Annotated in this window: 16 protein-coding genes; 8 read left to right on the forward strand and 8 right to left on the reverse strand. The window is 72.2% G+C overall.

The features are described 5' to 3' along the window. Positions 1-439: YbaB/EbfC family nucleoid-associated protein (locus AB0G02_RS15170; RefSeq protein WP_360794033.1), on the reverse strand; the 439-nt coding region annotated here is incomplete at its 3' end. Positions 440-608: 169 nt separating this feature from the next. On the opposite strand from AB0G02_RS15170, the gene AB0G02_RS15175 reads away from it, so the two are divergent. Continuing rightward, a complete protein-coding gene (locus tag AB0G02_RS15175; RefSeq protein WP_360794034.1) occupies positions 609-1865 on the forward strand; it encodes a hypothetical protein in 1257 nt (418 codons plus the stop codon). 5 nt (positions 1866-1870) lie between these two features. Then, positions 1871-2701, forward strand: coding sequence for a septum formation family protein (locus tag AB0G02_RS15180; RefSeq protein WP_360794036.1), 831 nt, complete (start codon positions 1871-1873; stop codon positions 2699-2701). A 50-nt stretch (positions 2702-2751) separates the two neighbouring features. Here AB0G02_RS15180 and AB0G02_RS15185 read toward each other — a convergent pair whose 3' ends face one another. The 3 genes from AB0G02_RS15185 to AB0G02_RS15195 all read right to left on the reverse strand — a co-directional run bounded on the left by AB0G02_RS15185 (position 2752) and on the right by AB0G02_RS15195 (position 6034). After that, positions 2752-3216: a hypothetical protein gene (locus tag AB0G02_RS15185; RefSeq protein WP_360794038.1), complete on the reverse strand. Its 465-nt coding sequence runs from the start codon at positions 3214-3216 to the stop codon at positions 2752-2754. Between the two features lie 111 nt (positions 3217-3327). Next, positions 3328-5139, reverse strand: coding sequence for a phosphoenolpyruvate carboxykinase (GTP) (locus AB0G02_RS15190; protein WP_360794040.1), 1812 nt, complete (start codon positions 5137-5139; stop codon positions 3328-3330). Positions 5140-5563: 424 nt separating this feature from the next. Next, positions 5564-6034 (reverse strand): GNAT family N-acetyltransferase, encoded by a 471-nt coding sequence (locus AB0G02_RS15195; protein ID WP_360794042.1) that lies wholly within the window; start codon positions 6032-6034, stop codon positions 5564-5566. Positions 6035-6238: 204 nt separating this feature from the next. On the opposite strand from AB0G02_RS15195, the gene AB0G02_RS15200 reads away from it, so the two are divergent. Then, positions 6239-6901 carry an alpha/beta fold hydrolase gene (locus tag AB0G02_RS15200; RefSeq protein WP_360794044.1) on the forward strand — a complete coding sequence of 221 codons (663 nt, stop codon included), beginning with the start codon at positions 6239-6241 and terminating at the stop codon, positions 6899-6901. Between the two features lie 20 nt (positions 6902-6921). Here AB0G02_RS15200 and AB0G02_RS15205 read toward each other — a convergent pair whose 3' ends face one another. The 4 genes from AB0G02_RS15205 to AB0G02_RS15220 form a co-directional block, all read right to left on the reverse strand. After that, positions 6922-7596 (reverse strand): hypothetical protein, encoded by a 675-nt coding sequence (locus AB0G02_RS15205; protein WP_360794046.1) that lies wholly within the window; start codon positions 7594-7596, stop codon positions 6922-6924. 83 nt (positions 7597-7679) lie between these two features. Continuing rightward, positions 7680-9497 (reverse strand): dynamin family protein, encoded by a 1818-nt coding sequence (locus tag AB0G02_RS15210; RefSeq protein ID WP_360794048.1) that lies wholly within the window; start codon positions 9495-9497, stop codon positions 7680-7682. Next, positions 9494-9886, reverse strand: a complete 393-nt coding sequence (gene grpE / locus AB0G02_RS15215) for a nucleotide exchange factor GrpE (RefSeq protein WP_360794050.1) — start codon at positions 9884-9886, stop codon at positions 9494-9496. The genes AB0G02_RS15210 and grpE overlap by 4 nt, the downstream gene beginning before the upstream one ends. Next, positions 9883-11415: a dynamin family protein gene (locus AB0G02_RS15220; protein WP_360794052.1), complete on the reverse strand. Its 1533-nt coding sequence runs from the start codon at positions 11413-11415 to the stop codon at positions 9883-9885. The genes grpE and AB0G02_RS15220 overlap by 4 nt, the downstream gene beginning before the upstream one ends. Before the next feature lie 86 nt (positions 11416-11501). Between AB0G02_RS15220 and AB0G02_RS15225 the strand changes: the two genes are divergently transcribed. From AB0G02_RS15225 to AB0G02_RS15245, 5 genes are all read left to right on the forward strand, one after another. Next, the gene (locus AB0G02_RS15225) at positions 11502-11978 is read left to right on the forward strand and encodes a hypothetical protein (RefSeq protein WP_360794054.1); all 477 of its coding nucleotides are present in this window, start codon (positions 11502-11504) and stop codon (positions 11976-11978) included. Positions 11979-12100: 122 nt separating this feature from the next. Next, positions 12101-13264 (forward strand): sensor histidine kinase, encoded by a 1164-nt coding sequence (locus AB0G02_RS15230; protein WP_360794062.1) that lies wholly within the window; start codon positions 12101-12103, stop codon positions 13262-13264. A gap of 29 nt (positions 13265-13293) precedes the next feature. After that, positions 13294-13950, forward strand: coding sequence for a response regulator transcription factor (locus AB0G02_RS15235; protein WP_360794056.1), 657 nt, complete (start codon positions 13294-13296; stop codon positions 13948-13950). Positions 13951-14084: 134 nt separating this feature from the next. After that, positions 14085-15185 carry a vWA domain-containing protein gene (locus AB0G02_RS15240; protein ID WP_360794058.1) on the forward strand — a complete coding sequence of 367 codons (1101 nt, stop codon included), beginning with the start codon at positions 14085-14087 and terminating at the stop codon, positions 15183-15185. Further along, positions 15182-15769, forward strand: a complete 588-nt coding sequence (locus AB0G02_RS15245; RefSeq protein ID WP_360794060.1) for a class F sortase — start codon at positions 15182-15184, stop codon at positions 15767-15769. The genes AB0G02_RS15240 and AB0G02_RS15245 overlap by 4 nt, the downstream gene beginning before the upstream one ends. Positions 15770-15798 lie beyond the last annotated feature (29 nt).

Consider the following 15798-nt stretch of genomic DNA (forward strand, 5'->3'; position numbering starts at 1 on the left):
GCGGCGGCGGACCCGCGGGCGGCGCCGGCGGGGGCTGCTCGGTCATCGCCTTCAGCTCCTGCGGCGTGACGCCGAACAGCTGGGCCTGGGTCTCCAGCACCTGGTCGGTGAGGCGCATGTCGTCGCCGAGCGCGTTCTCCACGATCCCGGCCTGCCGGCGCGCGGCCTCGGCCACGGCCTGCCTCAACGTCCCCATCAGGGCGGCGGCCAGCGCCTGCGGCGGTCGGCGCATGGCCTGGTCGGTCAGCCGGATGTCCTTGATCGCGCCGGACGGGCCCGCCACGACCGTCACGGCCCGGTCCGGCGAGGTGGCCACGGCCTCCATCGCGGCCAGCTCCTGCTGCATCTGCCCGATGCCGGAGAACTGCCGGTCGACCCGGTGCAGCCTGGACTGGAACTGCTCGAACTGGGCGACGAGCTGGTCGAACTCGGCCGACACGACAAGACCTCCGGGGTTTCCTGGCACGCGCGGTGGCGAATGAGCGGGACTCATAGTGGCAAGCGGACGGCTCGTTCCGCGCCCGAACGGGGGAAAAGAGGCGAGCGGCACGGAACCGGGTCCGATCGGCGGGTACCTCGCCACCGTGCCTGTTCGGGAGCATCGGTGGGTGACCAGACGACTCCGTGCAGTGATGACCCTCACCCTCGGTCTGTCCCTCCTCGCCCTTCCGGGCGTCGCCCACGCGCAGTCCGCGCCCTGCTTCGACCCGAACGCGCCCACCACGGTGGAGGAGCAGCGGTTGGACGACCGGCTCACGCCGACCGGGCCGGAGGTCGGGCCCGAGCTGGTGCGGTTGGCCGGGTTCTCCGACGACGTCAGCGGCTTCACGACCCGGTTGTGCGAGCCGGTGTCCCGTTCGCAGGCCCTCCCGCTGGCGCTCGCCGCCGGGACGGAGCTGTGGCGGTCGGCGGTGCGACGGGCGCAGTCGCCGCAGGACTGGGACTCCTACGACGACCGGCCGCTGTACTGGGCGCGGCTGCTGGTCACCAGGGCGCTGCGGCAGTGGCAGCCGCGGGGGTGGCAGCTCGGCGCGACCGACCGGGCGCGGTTGGTCGACGCGTTCGACCGCACCTCCCGGGGCGTGCAGGACGTGCGGTTCGCGGACGGCGTGCGGCGGATCGCGGTCACCGGGTTCGACCCGTTCCAGCTCAGCGGCACGTCCGTGCGGCGCAGCAACCCGGCGGGCGCGGCGGCGCTGCAGCTCGACGGGAAGGTGATCGACACGCCGTCCGGGCGGGTGGTGGTGGAGGCCGCCGTGCTGCCGGTGCTGTGGGGCGCGTTCGACCGGGGGATCGTGGAGCGGTTCTACGGCACGGCGCTCGCCGCGCGGCCCGACGCGCTGGTCACGATCAGCCAGGGCCGGCCGGGGCGGTTCGACGTCGAGCGGTGGGCCGGCCGGTGGCGCGGCGGCTTCCCGGACAACGACGACGTGTCGGCGCGCGGTGTCGTGCCGGACGCGGCGGGGTGGCCGCAGCCGGCGCTGGAGTTCATCGAGACGACGTTGCCGCACCAGCGCATGGTCGACGCCGGGACCACGCCGTTCCCCGTGCTGTTCAACCGCGAGTTCTGCGAGTGGCCGGTCGGCACGACGCCCGGCACCGGCACGCCGAGCTGCCGCACCGACGAGCCGACGCCGGGTGCCGCCGCGGCGAGCGGCAGCGGCGGCGACTACCTGTCCAACGAGTCGATGTACCGGGCGAACCGGCTGCGGCTGGGCCTGTCGGCCACCGCGACCGCGGGCGGTCACCTGCACACGCCGGTGCTCGGCCAGCCCGCCGACCCGGCGGCGCTCACCGACGCGGCGTTCGAACAGGAGCGCCGCGCCATCTCCGACCAGGTGGTCGCGCTGGTGTCAGTAACCTGACCGACGTGAGGGGCTGGCGGGCGGCGGTCGTGGCACTGTCCGCGCTGTCGCTCGCCGCCTGCACGGTCCCGGTCGAGGGCGTTCCGGACGCCCAGGTCGTCCGCCCCTCCCTCACGCCGGGCTCCGACCAGCTGCCGAAGGCCGGCCAGTGCACGGACACCGGCCTGGAGGTCCTCGACTGCGCGACCGAGCACGAGGCCGAGGTCACCGAGGTCGGCCGGCTCGACGGCCTGGACGAGGCCTACCCGAACGACCGCGACCTGCGCCGCGCCGCCCTGCCGCCGTGCCGCGCCGCGCTCACCGCGTACCTGGGCAGCCCCGACCACGACGCCACCCGCCTCCGGGCCCGGGCGTTCTGGCCGAGCCGCGACGGGTGGGCCAGGGGCGACCGCTGGCGCGTGTGCGCGGTGGTCGAGTTCAAGCCGGACGGCAGCGGGGTGCGGCGCAAGGGCAGCGCGAAGGACCTGCTGAAGGTGGCCGGGTTCGGCACCGTGCAGCTGTGCGCGACCGCGTCGCCGGGGCAGGCCAAGGACGCCGGGATCACCGCCTGCGACCAACCGCACCGGGCCGAGGCCGTCCCCGGCGTACTCACGCTGGGTAACCCCCAGGATCCCGCGCCTTCACCCGACCAGGTGAACACCAAGGCGGCCGACCACTGCGCGAAGGCCGTGACGAACTACGTCGGCGCCCGGCGGGAGGACGTCTTCGCTTCCTGGCGGGCGTTCGGCAGCCAGGCGTGGTCCGAGGGCTACACGTCGGTGGTCTGCTACGCCGAGGCGACGCGTCCGTTCAGCGGCCGGCTGTGGGGCCTGGGGACGAACCCCCTCCCCGCCTGACCACACCGACCCACAGGCTGTGCACAGATCCATCCACAACCTGTGGACAACTAGCGCCGTCGCCAGGCCAGCACCACCAGCACCACGCCCACCAGAACGGGCCCGCCGCTCTCGAACACCGGCCTGAGCACCGGCAAGAACGGGAGGGTACCCACTTCGAACAAGACCGAAGCGGTCAACGCGGTCACCCCGGCGGTCAGGGGCGCGGCTGGGGACAGCTTCCCCAGAGACACCAGACCCACCAGCAGTCCCGCGAGTCCCAGCACCACCAGCCCGCGCAGCCGCACCTCGTCGAACTGGTCCAGCGCGTAGCCCCACGCGAGGGCGCCGACACCCGCGGCGACGGCCCCGAGCACGAACCCGCCGAGGTGCCACCACGCCGACACCCGTGGCCGCGACCGCCCCGCCGCACGCTCGACCGGGTGGTACCGCACGGCCTGGGGACGCGGCCCGAACTCCGCTTCCGACGGTCGGTCGTAGTGCAGACCGCCGAGGAAATCGTCCTGCTGGGTCATCCCTCCTTGGTACCTCCGGACGTACCGGAAGTCACCCGGAGCAACCAAAACGAGACCCGGTGGACGCCGTTGGCCACCGGGTCTCGCGCCGAGAGAACTCCTCCGCCGGGATCAGCCGAGGCGGAGCTTGAGGGCCTCCAGCTCGTCGCGCAGCGAGGTCGGCACCTTCTCCCCGATCTTGGCGAACCACTCCTCGATCATCGGGATCTCGGCCCGCCACTCGTCGGCGTCGAACGCCAGCGCGGCCTCGATGTCCTCGTGCGGGGCGTCCAGGCCGGACAGGTCCAGCTCGGACGCGGTCGGCACGTGCCCGATCGGGGTCTCCACCGCGGCGGCCTTGCCCTCGATGCGCTCGACGGCCCACTTCAGCACCCGCGAGTTCTCACCGAACCCGGGCCACAGGAACCGCTTGTCCTCGCCCCGGCGGAACCAGTTGACGTAGAAGATCTTCGGCAGCTTGTCCGCGTCGGCCGACTTGCCGGTGTCGATCCAGTGCTGGAAGTAGTCACCGGCGTGGTAGCCGATGAACGGCAGCATCGCCATCGGGTCGCGGCGCACGACGCCGGTCTTGCCGACGGCCGCGGCGGTCGTCTCGCTGGACAGCGTCGCGCCCATGAACACGCCGTGCTGCCAGTCGCGCGACTCGGTGATCAGCGGCACGGTGGTGGCGCGGCGACCGCCGAAGAAGATGGCCGAGATCGGGACGCCGTTCGGGTCCTCCCACTCGGGGGCCTTGATGTCGCACTGGTCGATCGGGGTGCAGTAGCGCGAGTTCGGGTGCGACGACAGCTCGTCGCCGCCGGGCGTCCAGTCCTGCTTCTTCCACGAGGTCAGGTGCGCGGGCGGCTCGCCCATGCCCTCCCACCACACGTCGCCGTCGTCGGTCAGCGCGACGTTGGTGAACAGCGAGTTCCCCTTCTCGATGGTCCGCATCGCGTTGGGGTTGGTGTGGTAGTCGGTGCCGGGCGCGACGCCGAAGAAGCCGTTCTCCGGGTTCACCGCGTACAGCCGGCCGTCCTCCCCGAACCGCATCCACGCGATGTCGTCGCCCAGGGTCTCGACCTTCCAGCCGGGGATGGTCGGCTCCAGCATGGCCAGGTTGGTCTTGCCGCAGGCGCTGGGGAACGCCGCCGCGATGTAGTAGGCCTTCTGCTCCGGCGAGGTGAGCTTGAGGATCAGCATGTGCTCGGCCAGCCAGCCCTCGTCGCGCGCCATCACCGAGGCGATGCGCAGCGAGTAGCACTTCTTGCCCAGCAGCGCGTTGCCGCCGTAGCCCGAGCCGAACGACCAGATCATCCGCTCCTCGGGGAACTGGGTGATGTACTTGGTCTCGTTGCACGGCCACGGCACGTCGGCCTGGCCCGGCTCCAGCGGCGCACCGATCGAGTGCAGCGCCTGGACGAAGTCGGCGTCGCGCCCGAATCGCTTCAGCGCCTTCGTGCCCATGCGGGTCATGATGTGCATCGAGACCACGACGTACTCGGAGTCGGTGATCTCCACGCCCAGCATCGGCTTCTCGGCGTCGAGCGGACCCATGCAGAACGGGATCACGTACATCGTCCGACCGCGCATGCACCCGCGGTACAGCTCGGTCATGATCCCCTTCATCTCGGCGGGATCCATCCAGTTGTTCGTCGGGCCCGCGTCCTGCGGGTCCACGGAACAGATGAAGGTGCGCTCCTCGACCCGCGCCACATCGGTCGGATCCGATGCCGCCCAGAACGAGTTGGGTTTCTTCTTCAGCGGGACGAAGGTGCCCGCGTCCACCAGCTTGGCAGTGAGCCGGTTCCACTCGTCCTGGGAGCCGTCGGCCCACACGACCTCGTCGGGGCAGGTCAGCTCGGCGACCTCGTGCACCCAGGACAGCAGGCGCGGGTGGTCGGTGGGTGCCTGGTCGAGACCGGGAATGGTCACTGCCGTCATCTCGTCTCGTCTCCTAGCTGAGCGCCAGCCCACGTCGGACGCCGTTGTCCTGGGTGGGACGTCCTCGGGAATGGCTCCGCCCGCCCGGTGGAGGGCGTGCCGATTAAGGGGATAGACGGAGGTTAGCCGGGTTAATCCTCGGTAACGCACATCCGACCTGTCGGCTGGCTCACAAAACCGATTCGGGAATCGATTCAGCACCCGATCACCCCAAATCACCCTGTGACCTGGGCTTTAGTTCACGGAATGCAAGGCCGCCACGGTGCGTCGATCACCACACCATCGGGTGCCGAAACGGTAACTTATGAGAGCGCTCTCATGACTGAGCGCAAGAATTGCTGCGACGAATTGACCGGATTTCTCAACCGTTTCAGGAACCGCGGGTGGCACGATTCAGTCGACGCGGCGGGGCGCTGCGGGGCGGTCACCCGTCGAGGCGCCGGTAGTACCGGACCTGGGGGAACGGGGTGAACCCCGCGCGTTCGTAGGTCCGGCGCGCGGCCGCGTGGCCGGGGTCGCCGCCGGTGCCGACGACGGCGAGCGCGACGCCCGCCCGGCGGAGCAGGTCGAGGGCGAGGTCGGTGAGGGCGGACCCGATGCCCTGCCGCTGGTGCTCCGGGTCGACGGCCAGCATGTGGATCTCGCCGTCCTCGACGCGGACCGCGACGAACCCGACCGCGCGGTCCTGCCGCTCGGCCACCCACACGGCCGTCGCGTCGTCCCGGCAGACGGCCTCGACGGCCTCGGCCTGCGTCGACTCCCAGTCCGGGAACAGCGCCCGGTAGATCGGCCCGCCCAGGACGGCGCGGAACGAGTCGAACACCGGCGCCCAGGCGCGGAGCGAGAACTCCACGACGGTGGCGATGTCGTCGGACGTCAGCGGGCGGATCACCATGCGGCCATCATCGCGACCGGCGCGCGATCACCGCACCCGGTTTCGCCGCCGGTCCGCCACGGCCGGGGCGGACGTCGCCGCACGGCGGACGGCGGTCCGGGAAAGCGCTCCGGGACCGCCGGACAAGTGATTGCACCGATGTCGGACCGCCGGGAAGGGAGCACGCTCCGAAGCAGGATCTTCCCTGCTACCGGAGGTGAGCACGTGCGTCGAGTCATCGGAGTCTTGGCCGCGCTCGGTCTGGCCCTGCTCGTACCCGTCCCCGCGGCGAACGCCGCGACCAGCACGCCCGTCGTCTTCGTCCACGGCTACACCGGCAACGCGTCGAACTGGGTCACGGCCCAGTCCGTGTTCCGCTCGGCCGGGTGGTCGAGCGACCGCCTGTTCGCCTACGAGTACAACTCCTACGGCGACAACGTCGCCAACGCCCGCGGCCTGGCCACGTTCGTCGACCGGGTGAAGTCGCAGACCGGCCAGGCGAAGGTGGCGATCGTCAATCACTCGATGGGTGGCCTGGTCAGCCAGTACTACCTGAAGGTGCTCGGCGGCAACACCAACGTCAGCCACCTGGCCTCGATCGCGGGCGCGAACCACGGCACGACGGCCGCCGGCGCGTGCCTGGCGTTCATCACGTGCCAGCAGATGTACCCGGGCTCGTCGTTCATCGGCCAGATCAGCAGCGGCGACGAGACGCCCGGCAGCACCCGTTACGCGACGTGGTACTCGCCGTGCGACGGCGTCATCCTGCCCTACACCAGCACGCCGCTGAGCGGGGCGACGAACAACTACGTGCTCTGCCAGAACCACATCGGGTTCCTCGCGGACACGCTCGTGCTGTCGCAGATCGCGAGCTTCGTGAGGTCCTGACCCGCGCGCGCCGTCACCGGTCAGTTGGGGCTGATCCACTGGCCGGTGACGGAGTCGATCCGCACGACGCCCGAGACGGTGACCTTCTGCTCCGACCAGGCCTCGTCGCTGTCGGGCGTGTACTTGCCGTCCTCACCGATGCGGCCGTGCTGGACCTCGGTCCACTCGTCGTCGCCGGTGTGCCGGGACACCGTGACTTCACCGTCCTGGGTGATCTCGGTGGCCAGGTCGGCCTTGCCGTCGCCGTCCGCGTCGGTGAACAGCCAGGTGTCGCCGTCCTCGTCCTTGACCACGGCGGTGTCGGCGCGGCCGTCACCGTCGGTGTCCTCGGTCGCGGGGCCGACGTTCTGGTCCGCGCCGTCCTCGGTGTCGACGACGATGGTCTTGCCGGCGTTCGTGTTGGTCTGCTGGCTGTGGTCGTCCGACGGCTCGACCGCGACCCACTCGCCGGAGTCCTCGTCGAACTCGGCCTGGTCGACGAGGTCGCCATCGGCGTCGAACGTGCTCATCAGGTCGGCCTGGCCGTCACCGTCGGTGTCGCTGAACGCGAGGTGCCCGCCGTCGTCGGTCTCCACGACCGCGCTCTCCTCGACCCCGTCCTGGTCGAGGTCGTAGGTCGCCTCGGCGGTGTACTCCTCGTCGCCGACCGTGACCTTCAGCTCGCCGTCGGCCGCGCCTGTCTCGTCGATGTACACCGTGTCCCACCCTCCTGCGTCCTGTACCGGTTGGACTCACGTTATGCCTGTTCGGTTCCCCCGGGGAAGTTCCCGCGCCGAGGTCACGCGCGGTCGCGCACGGCCCGGATGCGGGCCAGCAGCTCGTCGACCTTCGCCCGGCCGGCGGTCAGCTCGGCCAGCCGGCGCGTGACCGCCTGCAACGCGCGGGTGCGCTCGCCGGCCTCCATCCGCAGCGCCTTGTCGACCTCGCGCAGCTCCGCCTCGATCGCGTCGACCCGCTTGCCCAACGCGTCGTCCAGCGCCAGCGACAGCTGCTGCTCGGCCTCGATCAGCTGCTCCGCGACCAGCTGGTCCACAGTGGACCTGGCGTCCGCGATGGCGTCCGACAGCCACTGCTTGAGGTGCTGCTTGTCGGCCGAGTGCTTCCTGGTCCGGGCCATCCACCAGCCCGCGCCCAGGCCCAGCGCGATGGTCACCGGCAGCACGATCGGGTTCAGCGCCGCCACCCCGAGCCCGGCCAGCGGCAACGCCGCCAACCGGCCCGCGCCCAGCCCGCCGGACACGCCCATGAACACCAGCAGCTTGTCCTCGGCGGTCGGCACCCGCTTCTCCGGCGGACGCAGCACGACCGGCGGCGTCACGCCCCGCGCGAACTGGCTGCGGATCACGGCCAGCTCCTCCGGGGAGAACAGGTCGGCCAGCGCCGAGTCGGCCACCCGGGACAGCCGCGCACCCAGCCCCGCGCTGATCCGCCCGGACACCACCTGCAACGCCGCGTCGACCTGCTGCGGCAACGTCGCCAGCTGCTCGCGCGACGCCGAGTCGATGGCCGTGCGGAACCACGTCTGCACGTCCCGCACCTGCCTGCTGACCTCGTGCGCGCCCTCGACCCGCGCCCGCTGCACCTCGCCGCGCAGCCGCACCTGCCAGCTCCGGGTGGACGAGCGGCGCTGCGAGTTCAGCTCGTCGCGCCGTTCGCGCAGCGTCTCGGCTTCCTCCTCGCCCGACGACAGCGCGCGCTTGTCCGCCTCACCGCGCGCGATCAGCTCGTCCAGCACGGTGGCCAGCGCGCGCAGCCCGTTGGCCTCACCGAGCATCGCCGCCCGGCCGACCACCAGCTCCTGCAACGCCTCCTGCAACGCGCCGATGCCGGACCGCTCGCGCAGCATCGCCGCCGCGTCCGGGTTGGGCGCGTTCGCCGCCAGCTCGAACATCCGCGACGACACCGGGTGGAACGTGGCGCCGCGGAACCGGGGCGCGTGCTCGGCCAGCAGCGCCTGGTCGGCCTCCAGCACCTGCCGCCAGCCCCGGTACTGGTCGACCTTGGCCAGCGCGAACACCACGGTCTCGACGCGTTCACCGACCGTGCGGAGGAAGTCCAGCTCCCCGCGCGTGAACGGGGCCGAGGCGTCGACCACGAACAGCAGCGCCGTCGCGGTCGCGGCGGCCTCGGCGGCCAGCTCGCCGTGCACGGAGTCGAGCCCGCCGACCCCAGGGGTGTCGACGACCGACAGCCGTTCGAGCAGGGGGATGGGCGCGTCGACCTCCACGTACCGGGGCGGCAGCATGCCCTCGGGCAGCTCGTGCGCCGCCGACACCCAGTTCACGATCTCGGACCGCTCGAACGGCACCGGCGACATCGACCCGGCGTAGCAGGCGCGGGCCGACCACTGCTCGCCGTGCCGGAACACCAGGTAGGTCGCGGTGGCCACCTCGGCGTCGACCGGCGACAGGCCCGGCGTCGCCAGCAGGGCGTTGACCAGGGAGCTCTTGCCCCGGTTCGTCTCCCCGACGACGACCACCGACGCGGGACCGGCCCGGCGGGTCTCCACGAACGTCGCGGCCGACGGGTCCAGCGTGCGGACCAGGTTCGTCAGCTTCTCCCTGGTCTGCCGGACGACCTGCGGCAGCGTGCTCATCGGGCCGTGTAGACGGTGACGATCGGGGCGCGCAACGTCCGCCCCCGATCCGCGAACCCGACCACCTCGGTCTCGGCCACCACGCCGTCCAGCGACGGGTCCTGGGTCGGCACCGTGCCGCCGGCCTCGTGCCGCGACGGGTCGAACCGCTCGCCGTCGGGCCGCAGCGGTGTCACCCCGATGGCGGCCAAGCCCTCTTCGAGCCGTTCCACGACACCCGCGCTGCGGGCGCGGTCCAGCGCGTACAGGCAGAGCTGCACCAACGCGCGCCGCTCGGCCAGCGCCTGGTCGAGCAGCTCGTCGGCGATGGTGGTCTCCAGCGTCACCGCCGGCGGGTGGGTCTCCACAGCGTGCTCGGACGCCGCGCCGCCCGGTTCCGTTCCGCTCATCGCCGTCCCCGCAGTTGTTGCCAGATCAGGAAGTACGCCCGGTGCACCACGTGCGCCACCCGGCTCTGCGCCGGCGTGGCGCCGAACGACGCGAAGGAGCGCCACCAACCGGCCCGCTCCAGCGCGTAGGCCATCAGCTCCTGCGGCGGCCGACCCGGCCGGCCGAGCTGCTCCGCGACGTCCGGCGAGCTGCCGAACCGCAGCACCTCTTCCACCAGGTCGTTCGGCATCGCCACGGCACCGGACGCGACCAGCGTCAACGCCTCCAGCAGCCGCAGCTGGTGCGCCTCGGGCTTGGCCAGCAGCACCTCGATGGCGTCGTGCACGCGCTGCCGCTCGTTCGGGTCGCCGGACGCGGCGGCCAGCGAGGTCACCGAGGCGAGCGCGGCGGCGGCCTTGATCCCGTCGGCCCGCGACCGGAACACCGCGTTGAGCTTCGCGCGCACGCCGTCCAGCCCGGAGGCGTCGAGCAGCTTGCGGCGCAGCGCGCCGGCGGTGATGCCCGGTTCGGCGTCCACGGCTTCGAGCGCCTTGCGGATGCCGTACAGGTCGAGCTTCTCCAGCAGCCGGGTGCGGGTGCCGACCGGCACGTCGCACTCCCAGCTCACGAACAGGTCGGCCGAGATCAGCATGGTCTCGCGGGTCGCGTCGTCCAGCTCGGCCAGCTTGCGCAGCGCGTCGGCGTCGCCCGAGGTGAAGCCGCCGGTCTCGGTGGACTCGGCCACCAGGCCGATCACCGGCAGCACGTCCGCCACCCGCGGCTTGAGGGTGTGCGCCTGGCGCTCCGCGAGCAGCACGGCGGCCTGCCACGTGTCGCCGCCGGAGCCCTCGACCGTCTCGGCGGCGATGGTGTCGGCCTTGTTCAGCACGGCGATCGCGTTCACCGGGCCCGCCTCGCGGCTCGCCGTGGCGGCGGTGAACGCGGCCAGCGCCTGCTGGTCGTCCGCCCGCACGCCCTGCGTCACGACGTACAGCACGGCCTCCGCGCCGGCCACCGCGTTGCGCGACACCGGGTCCAGGCCGTCGGCGTCGGACACCGCGCCGAGCAGCGCCTCGGTGCGCGCCACCGACGCGGCGTCCAGCGAGCCGAGGCCGGGGGTGTCGATCACGGTCAGGTCCCGCAGCACCGCGTTGGTCAGGTACGCCTCGACGTGCGACACGCGTTCGACGTCCACGCCCAGGTCGGGCGGGATCGAGCCGTTGGCCTCGAACGGCAGCACCTGCTTGCGGCCGTCGGTGAACACCACCTCGATGCGGTCCACCGTGCCGTACTGGAAGCGGGTCACCAGCCGGGTGCACTCGCCCACGTCCGTCGGCGCGACCCGCCGGCCGATCAGCGCGTTCACCAAGGTCGACTTGCCCGACTTGATCCGGCCGGCGACGGCGACCTGCAACGGCGCGGACAGCCGGCGCAGCACCTCGCGGAACCCCGCCGCGGTCGTCGGTGACACCTGCGGCTGGAGGCCGACGCAGAGGTTCGCCACCGCCGCCGAGAGCGGACCGGCGAGCTGCGGGGCCTGCGTCGTCACGCCGGAGATCGTGCCACGTCAGGGTGGTGCCCGGTTTGCGAACGTCGGACCCGGGGTATTTCCGCGACCGACGAGGGAGGTCCGCCATGGAACAGGGATATGCGGTGTTCCTGCTGCTCGGCGTGGTTCTGGTGCTCATCGACGGGCAGATGATCTATCGCAGCGGCCGGGGGTACATGAGCCGGGCGTACGGCGACCCCGAGGCGGCCAGGTCGATGACCCGCCTCGCCACGGTGCTGTTCCACCTGGTGGTGCTCGGGATGCTCGCCATCGTGTCGATCATCAACATCCAGACCGGCGACCCGGTCAAGGACGTGGTGGTCAAGCTCGGCGTGATGCTCCTGGTCCTGGCGCTGGTGCACGCGGTGACCATGATGATCCTGGGCCGCATCCGCGACCGGCAGCTCCAGCAGCAGCTGGCCGACGAGATGTCCGAGGAGCACCGCCAGTACGAGCAGCAGCGCGCGGTGCCGCCGCAGACGCGCGTCGAGCCGGTGCGCGGCGCACCCGCCCCGAGGCTCGAGGACAAGATCGACCCGACCCAGATCAAGACCACCCGGTAGGGCGCCCGGCGCCAGAGGTGGGTTCATCCGCCTGGAGGACTAGGCGGAGGTCAGCCCGTGGCGCGACGCGCGGCACTTCGACCGCTGCCTAACCTGGTGACGTGCGGCGGCTGAGCCTGTGGATGCGAGCGCACCCGGTCTTCGGGGATTCCCTGATGGCCGGGTTGCTGCTCGTCTTCGACCTGGGCACGGCGATCAGCGCGAGCAACTCGGTACCGGGTTCCACGCTGCTGTTCGTCGGCGCGATGATGATCGTGCCGGTCGTGTTCCGCCGGAAGTACCCGCTGGGCTCGTCGTACGTGATCCTGTTCGGCGGCGCGGTCCAGCTGCTCACCCACGGCAACCTGTACGACGGGATGCCGTTCCGGCTGGCGGACTTCGCGCTGGCCACCGCGCTGTACACGATGGTGGCGTACGTCGGCAGGCGGCAGGGCCTGCTGTACGCGATCTGGCTGGCCGTCGGCACCTTCGTGTGGGCCGTGTGGCGCATGGGCACGAACGGCGAGACGGCGTTCATGGTGTTCGTCATCGCGGTCGTGTTCGGGTTCAGCTGGGCGATGGGCGAGTTCGTCGGCGCCCGCCGCGCCTACAACCGGGAGCTGGAGCAGCGGCTCAAGCTGCTGGAGACCGAGCGCGACCAGCAGGCGCGGATCGCGGTGGGCGAGGAGCGGTCCCGGATCGCCCGCGAGCTGCACGACGTGGTCGCGCACGCGGTGAGCGTGATGGTGGTGCAGGCCGACGGCGCGGGTTACGCGATCAGGACCAACCCGGACCTGGCCGAGGCCGCGGTGCGGACCATCGCGGACACCGGGCGGCAGGCGTTGACCGAGCTGCGGCGGCTGCTGGGCGTGCTGCGGTCGGAGGACCGGTCCGGCACCCAGTGGATGCCCCAGCCCGACGCCGGCGACCTGCACGAGCTGGCCGAGAACTGCCGGGCCGCCGGGCTGCCCGTGGCGCTGGGGACGTTCGGCGACCTGGACGCGTTGCCCGCCGGCCTGGGCCTGGGCATCTACCGGATCGTCCAGGAGGCGCTGACCAACACGCTCAAGCACGCGGGGTCCGGCGCCTCGGCCACCGTCCGCGTCACCCAGGAGGGTGATCAGGTGGTGGTGGAGGTGACCGACGACGGGTTCGGCACGCCGCACGACCTGGTCGCGGTGTCCGGCGGCAACGGCCTGATCGGCATGCGCGAGCGCGCGGGCGTGCTCGGCGGCACGTTGGAGGCGGGCCCCAACCCGGGTGGCGGCTGGCGGGTCCGCGCCGTGCTCCCGCTCGTCCCGGCATAAGGTGCCCGTCGGCTACGAAAGGTGACAGTGTGATCCGGGTACTGCTGGTGGACGACCAGGAGCTCATGCGGATGGGCTTCCGGATGGTGCTCGGCGCGCAGGAGGACGTCGACGTCGTGGGTGAGGCCGCCAACGGGCTCGACGCGGTGCAGCTGGCCGACCGGCTGCGCCCCGACGTGGTGCTGATGGACGTGCGGATGCCCGTGCTGGACGGGGTCGAGGCGACCAAGCGGATCGCGGACGCGGGCACCGCGAAGGTCCTCGTGATGACCACGTTCGACCTGGACGAGTACGCGTTGTCGGCGCTGCGCAACGGCGCGTCCGGGTTCCTGCTGAAGGACACGCCGCCCGGCGACCTGGTGTCGGCGCTGCGCGCGGTGGCCAGCGGTGACGCGGTGGTGTCGCCTTCGGTGACGAAGCGGCTGCTGAGCCGGTTCCTCGGTGAGGGCGGCGGCGAGCTGCGGGACGCGGCGGTGCTGGAGGCGCTGACCGAGCGGGAGCGCGAGGTGCTCGTGCTGATCGCCAAGGGGCTGTCGAACACCGAGATCGCGCGGAAGCTGTTCCTGTCCGAGGCGACGGTGAAGACGCACGTCGGGCGCATCCTGGCGAAGCTCGAACTCCGGGACCGCGTGCAGGCCGTCGTGCTGGCGTACGAGACGGGGCTGGTCCGGCCCGGCGACGTCTGATCCCGGGCGTCTGATCCCGGACACCCGGTCCCAGGCGTCCGACCGGCGCGGGGGAATCACCCGAACGCTCCACGTCCTTGGTCCTCCCGCGCTCGTTGGGCGGGGGACGACTCCGACGACGTGGGGGAATTCGGATGAGAAAGCTGTTGATCGGGTCGGCGGTCGCCGTCCTGGTCGTGTCCACCGGTGCGCCGGCGGTCGCCGTCGACGGCACGCTGCCCGGCGGGATCGGGATCGCGGTGGACGTCGAGACCCCGTTACCCGACACCGTGGTGCCCAAGGGCACGGTCACGGTCGTCGGCACCGCGTCGGTGGGCACGAAGCGGGCCGCGCCGACGACGGCGCTGGTCTACGTGCTGGACAGCTCCGGCAGCCTCACCCAGGCCGGGTGGCAGGCCGAGAAGGACGCCGTGGCCGGGTTCCACCGGCAGGTGGCGCAGCAGCCGCACCTGGGGATCGGCACCGCCGGTCTGGTCGCGTTCGCCACGGTGGCGCGGACCGAGTGGGTCGGCCCTGCCGCGAGCCCGGACTTCCAGAGCAGGCTGCAGGCGATGCCGTGGCACGACGGCAGCACCAACTTCACCGCCGGGTTGCGCGAGGGCACGAAGACCGCGAGCGCGATGACCGAGCCGCGGACGATCGTGGTCTTCCTGTCCGACGGTCGCGACAACCACCCGCTCGAGGACTTCGAGGGCGCGTTGGCCGCGGTGCCCGAACGGGTGGACTTCCACACCGTCGCGTTCGGCCCGGACGCGAGCTGCGGCACCGGTTCGCGGAGCCTGAAGAGGATGGCCGACGCGACCGGGGGCACCTGCGTCCAGGCCGCCGGCTTCGAGGACCTGCCCGCCGCGCTGGGCACGCTGTTCCCCTCCGAGCTGCACCACCTGACGCTGACCGTGGACGGCGGTCCGGAGCTGCCGATCACCGACGTCACGCCCGCCCTGCCCCAGCCGGGGCCGAAGCAGGTCCGCTACACCGTCGAGACCCCGCCGCTGGACGTGGGCGACCACCCGTTGTGCGTCACCGCCCACGGCAGCGACCACGGGGGTCCGGGCACGGTCACCGACTGCACCAACGTGATCATCCTCGAACCGACGAGCACCACCACGCCGACGAGCACCACCTCGGCCCCGCCGACCACACCGCCACCCGCGGCGGCCCGGCCCGGCAACCGCCAGGTCAGCGTCATCCCGCGCGGCGGCGTCGACACCGGTGACGGCACGGTGACGCGGTGACCGCGCGCCACCGCCTGTGGGTCGCCGTCGCCGTCCTGGCCGCCCTGCTCACCGCGGGGCTGCTCCTGGTCCCCGGTGACGACCCGGCGCCGCAGGCCGCCGCACCGACGTCGACGTCCGCCACGCCCGCGGTGTCCGGGCAGGCGCCGGTCGAGGTGCGCATCCCGGCCATCGACGCCCGCTCCAGCCTGGTCCCGCTGGGCGTCAACGCGGACGGCACGGTCGAGGTCCCGCCGGTCGACCAACCGCTCCAGGCGGGCTGGTACCGGCACGGTCCCGCCCCCGGCGACGTCGGCCCCGCCGTGCTGCTCGGCCACGTCGACGGCGGCGGCCGGCCCGGCGTCTTCCACCGCCTCTCCGAGCTGACCGCCGGCGACCTGGTCGAGGTCACCCGCCACGACCTGACCGCGGCGACGTTCACCGTGCGCCGGGTGGACCGCGTGGCCAAGCGGGACTTCCCCACGGACGCCGTCTACGGCGAGACCGCCACGCCGCAGCTGCGGCTGATCACCTGCGGCGGAGCCTTCGACCAGGCCACCGGCGACTACGAGGACAACGTCATCGTCTACGCCGAGCTGACCTGAGGACCCGGCGGGGGGCCAGTCGACCGCCC

Source organism: Actinosynnema sp. NPDC023658 (assembly GCF_040639995.1).
Lineage (GTDB): Bacteria > Actinomycetota > Actinomycetes > Mycobacteriales > Pseudonocardiaceae > Actinosynnema.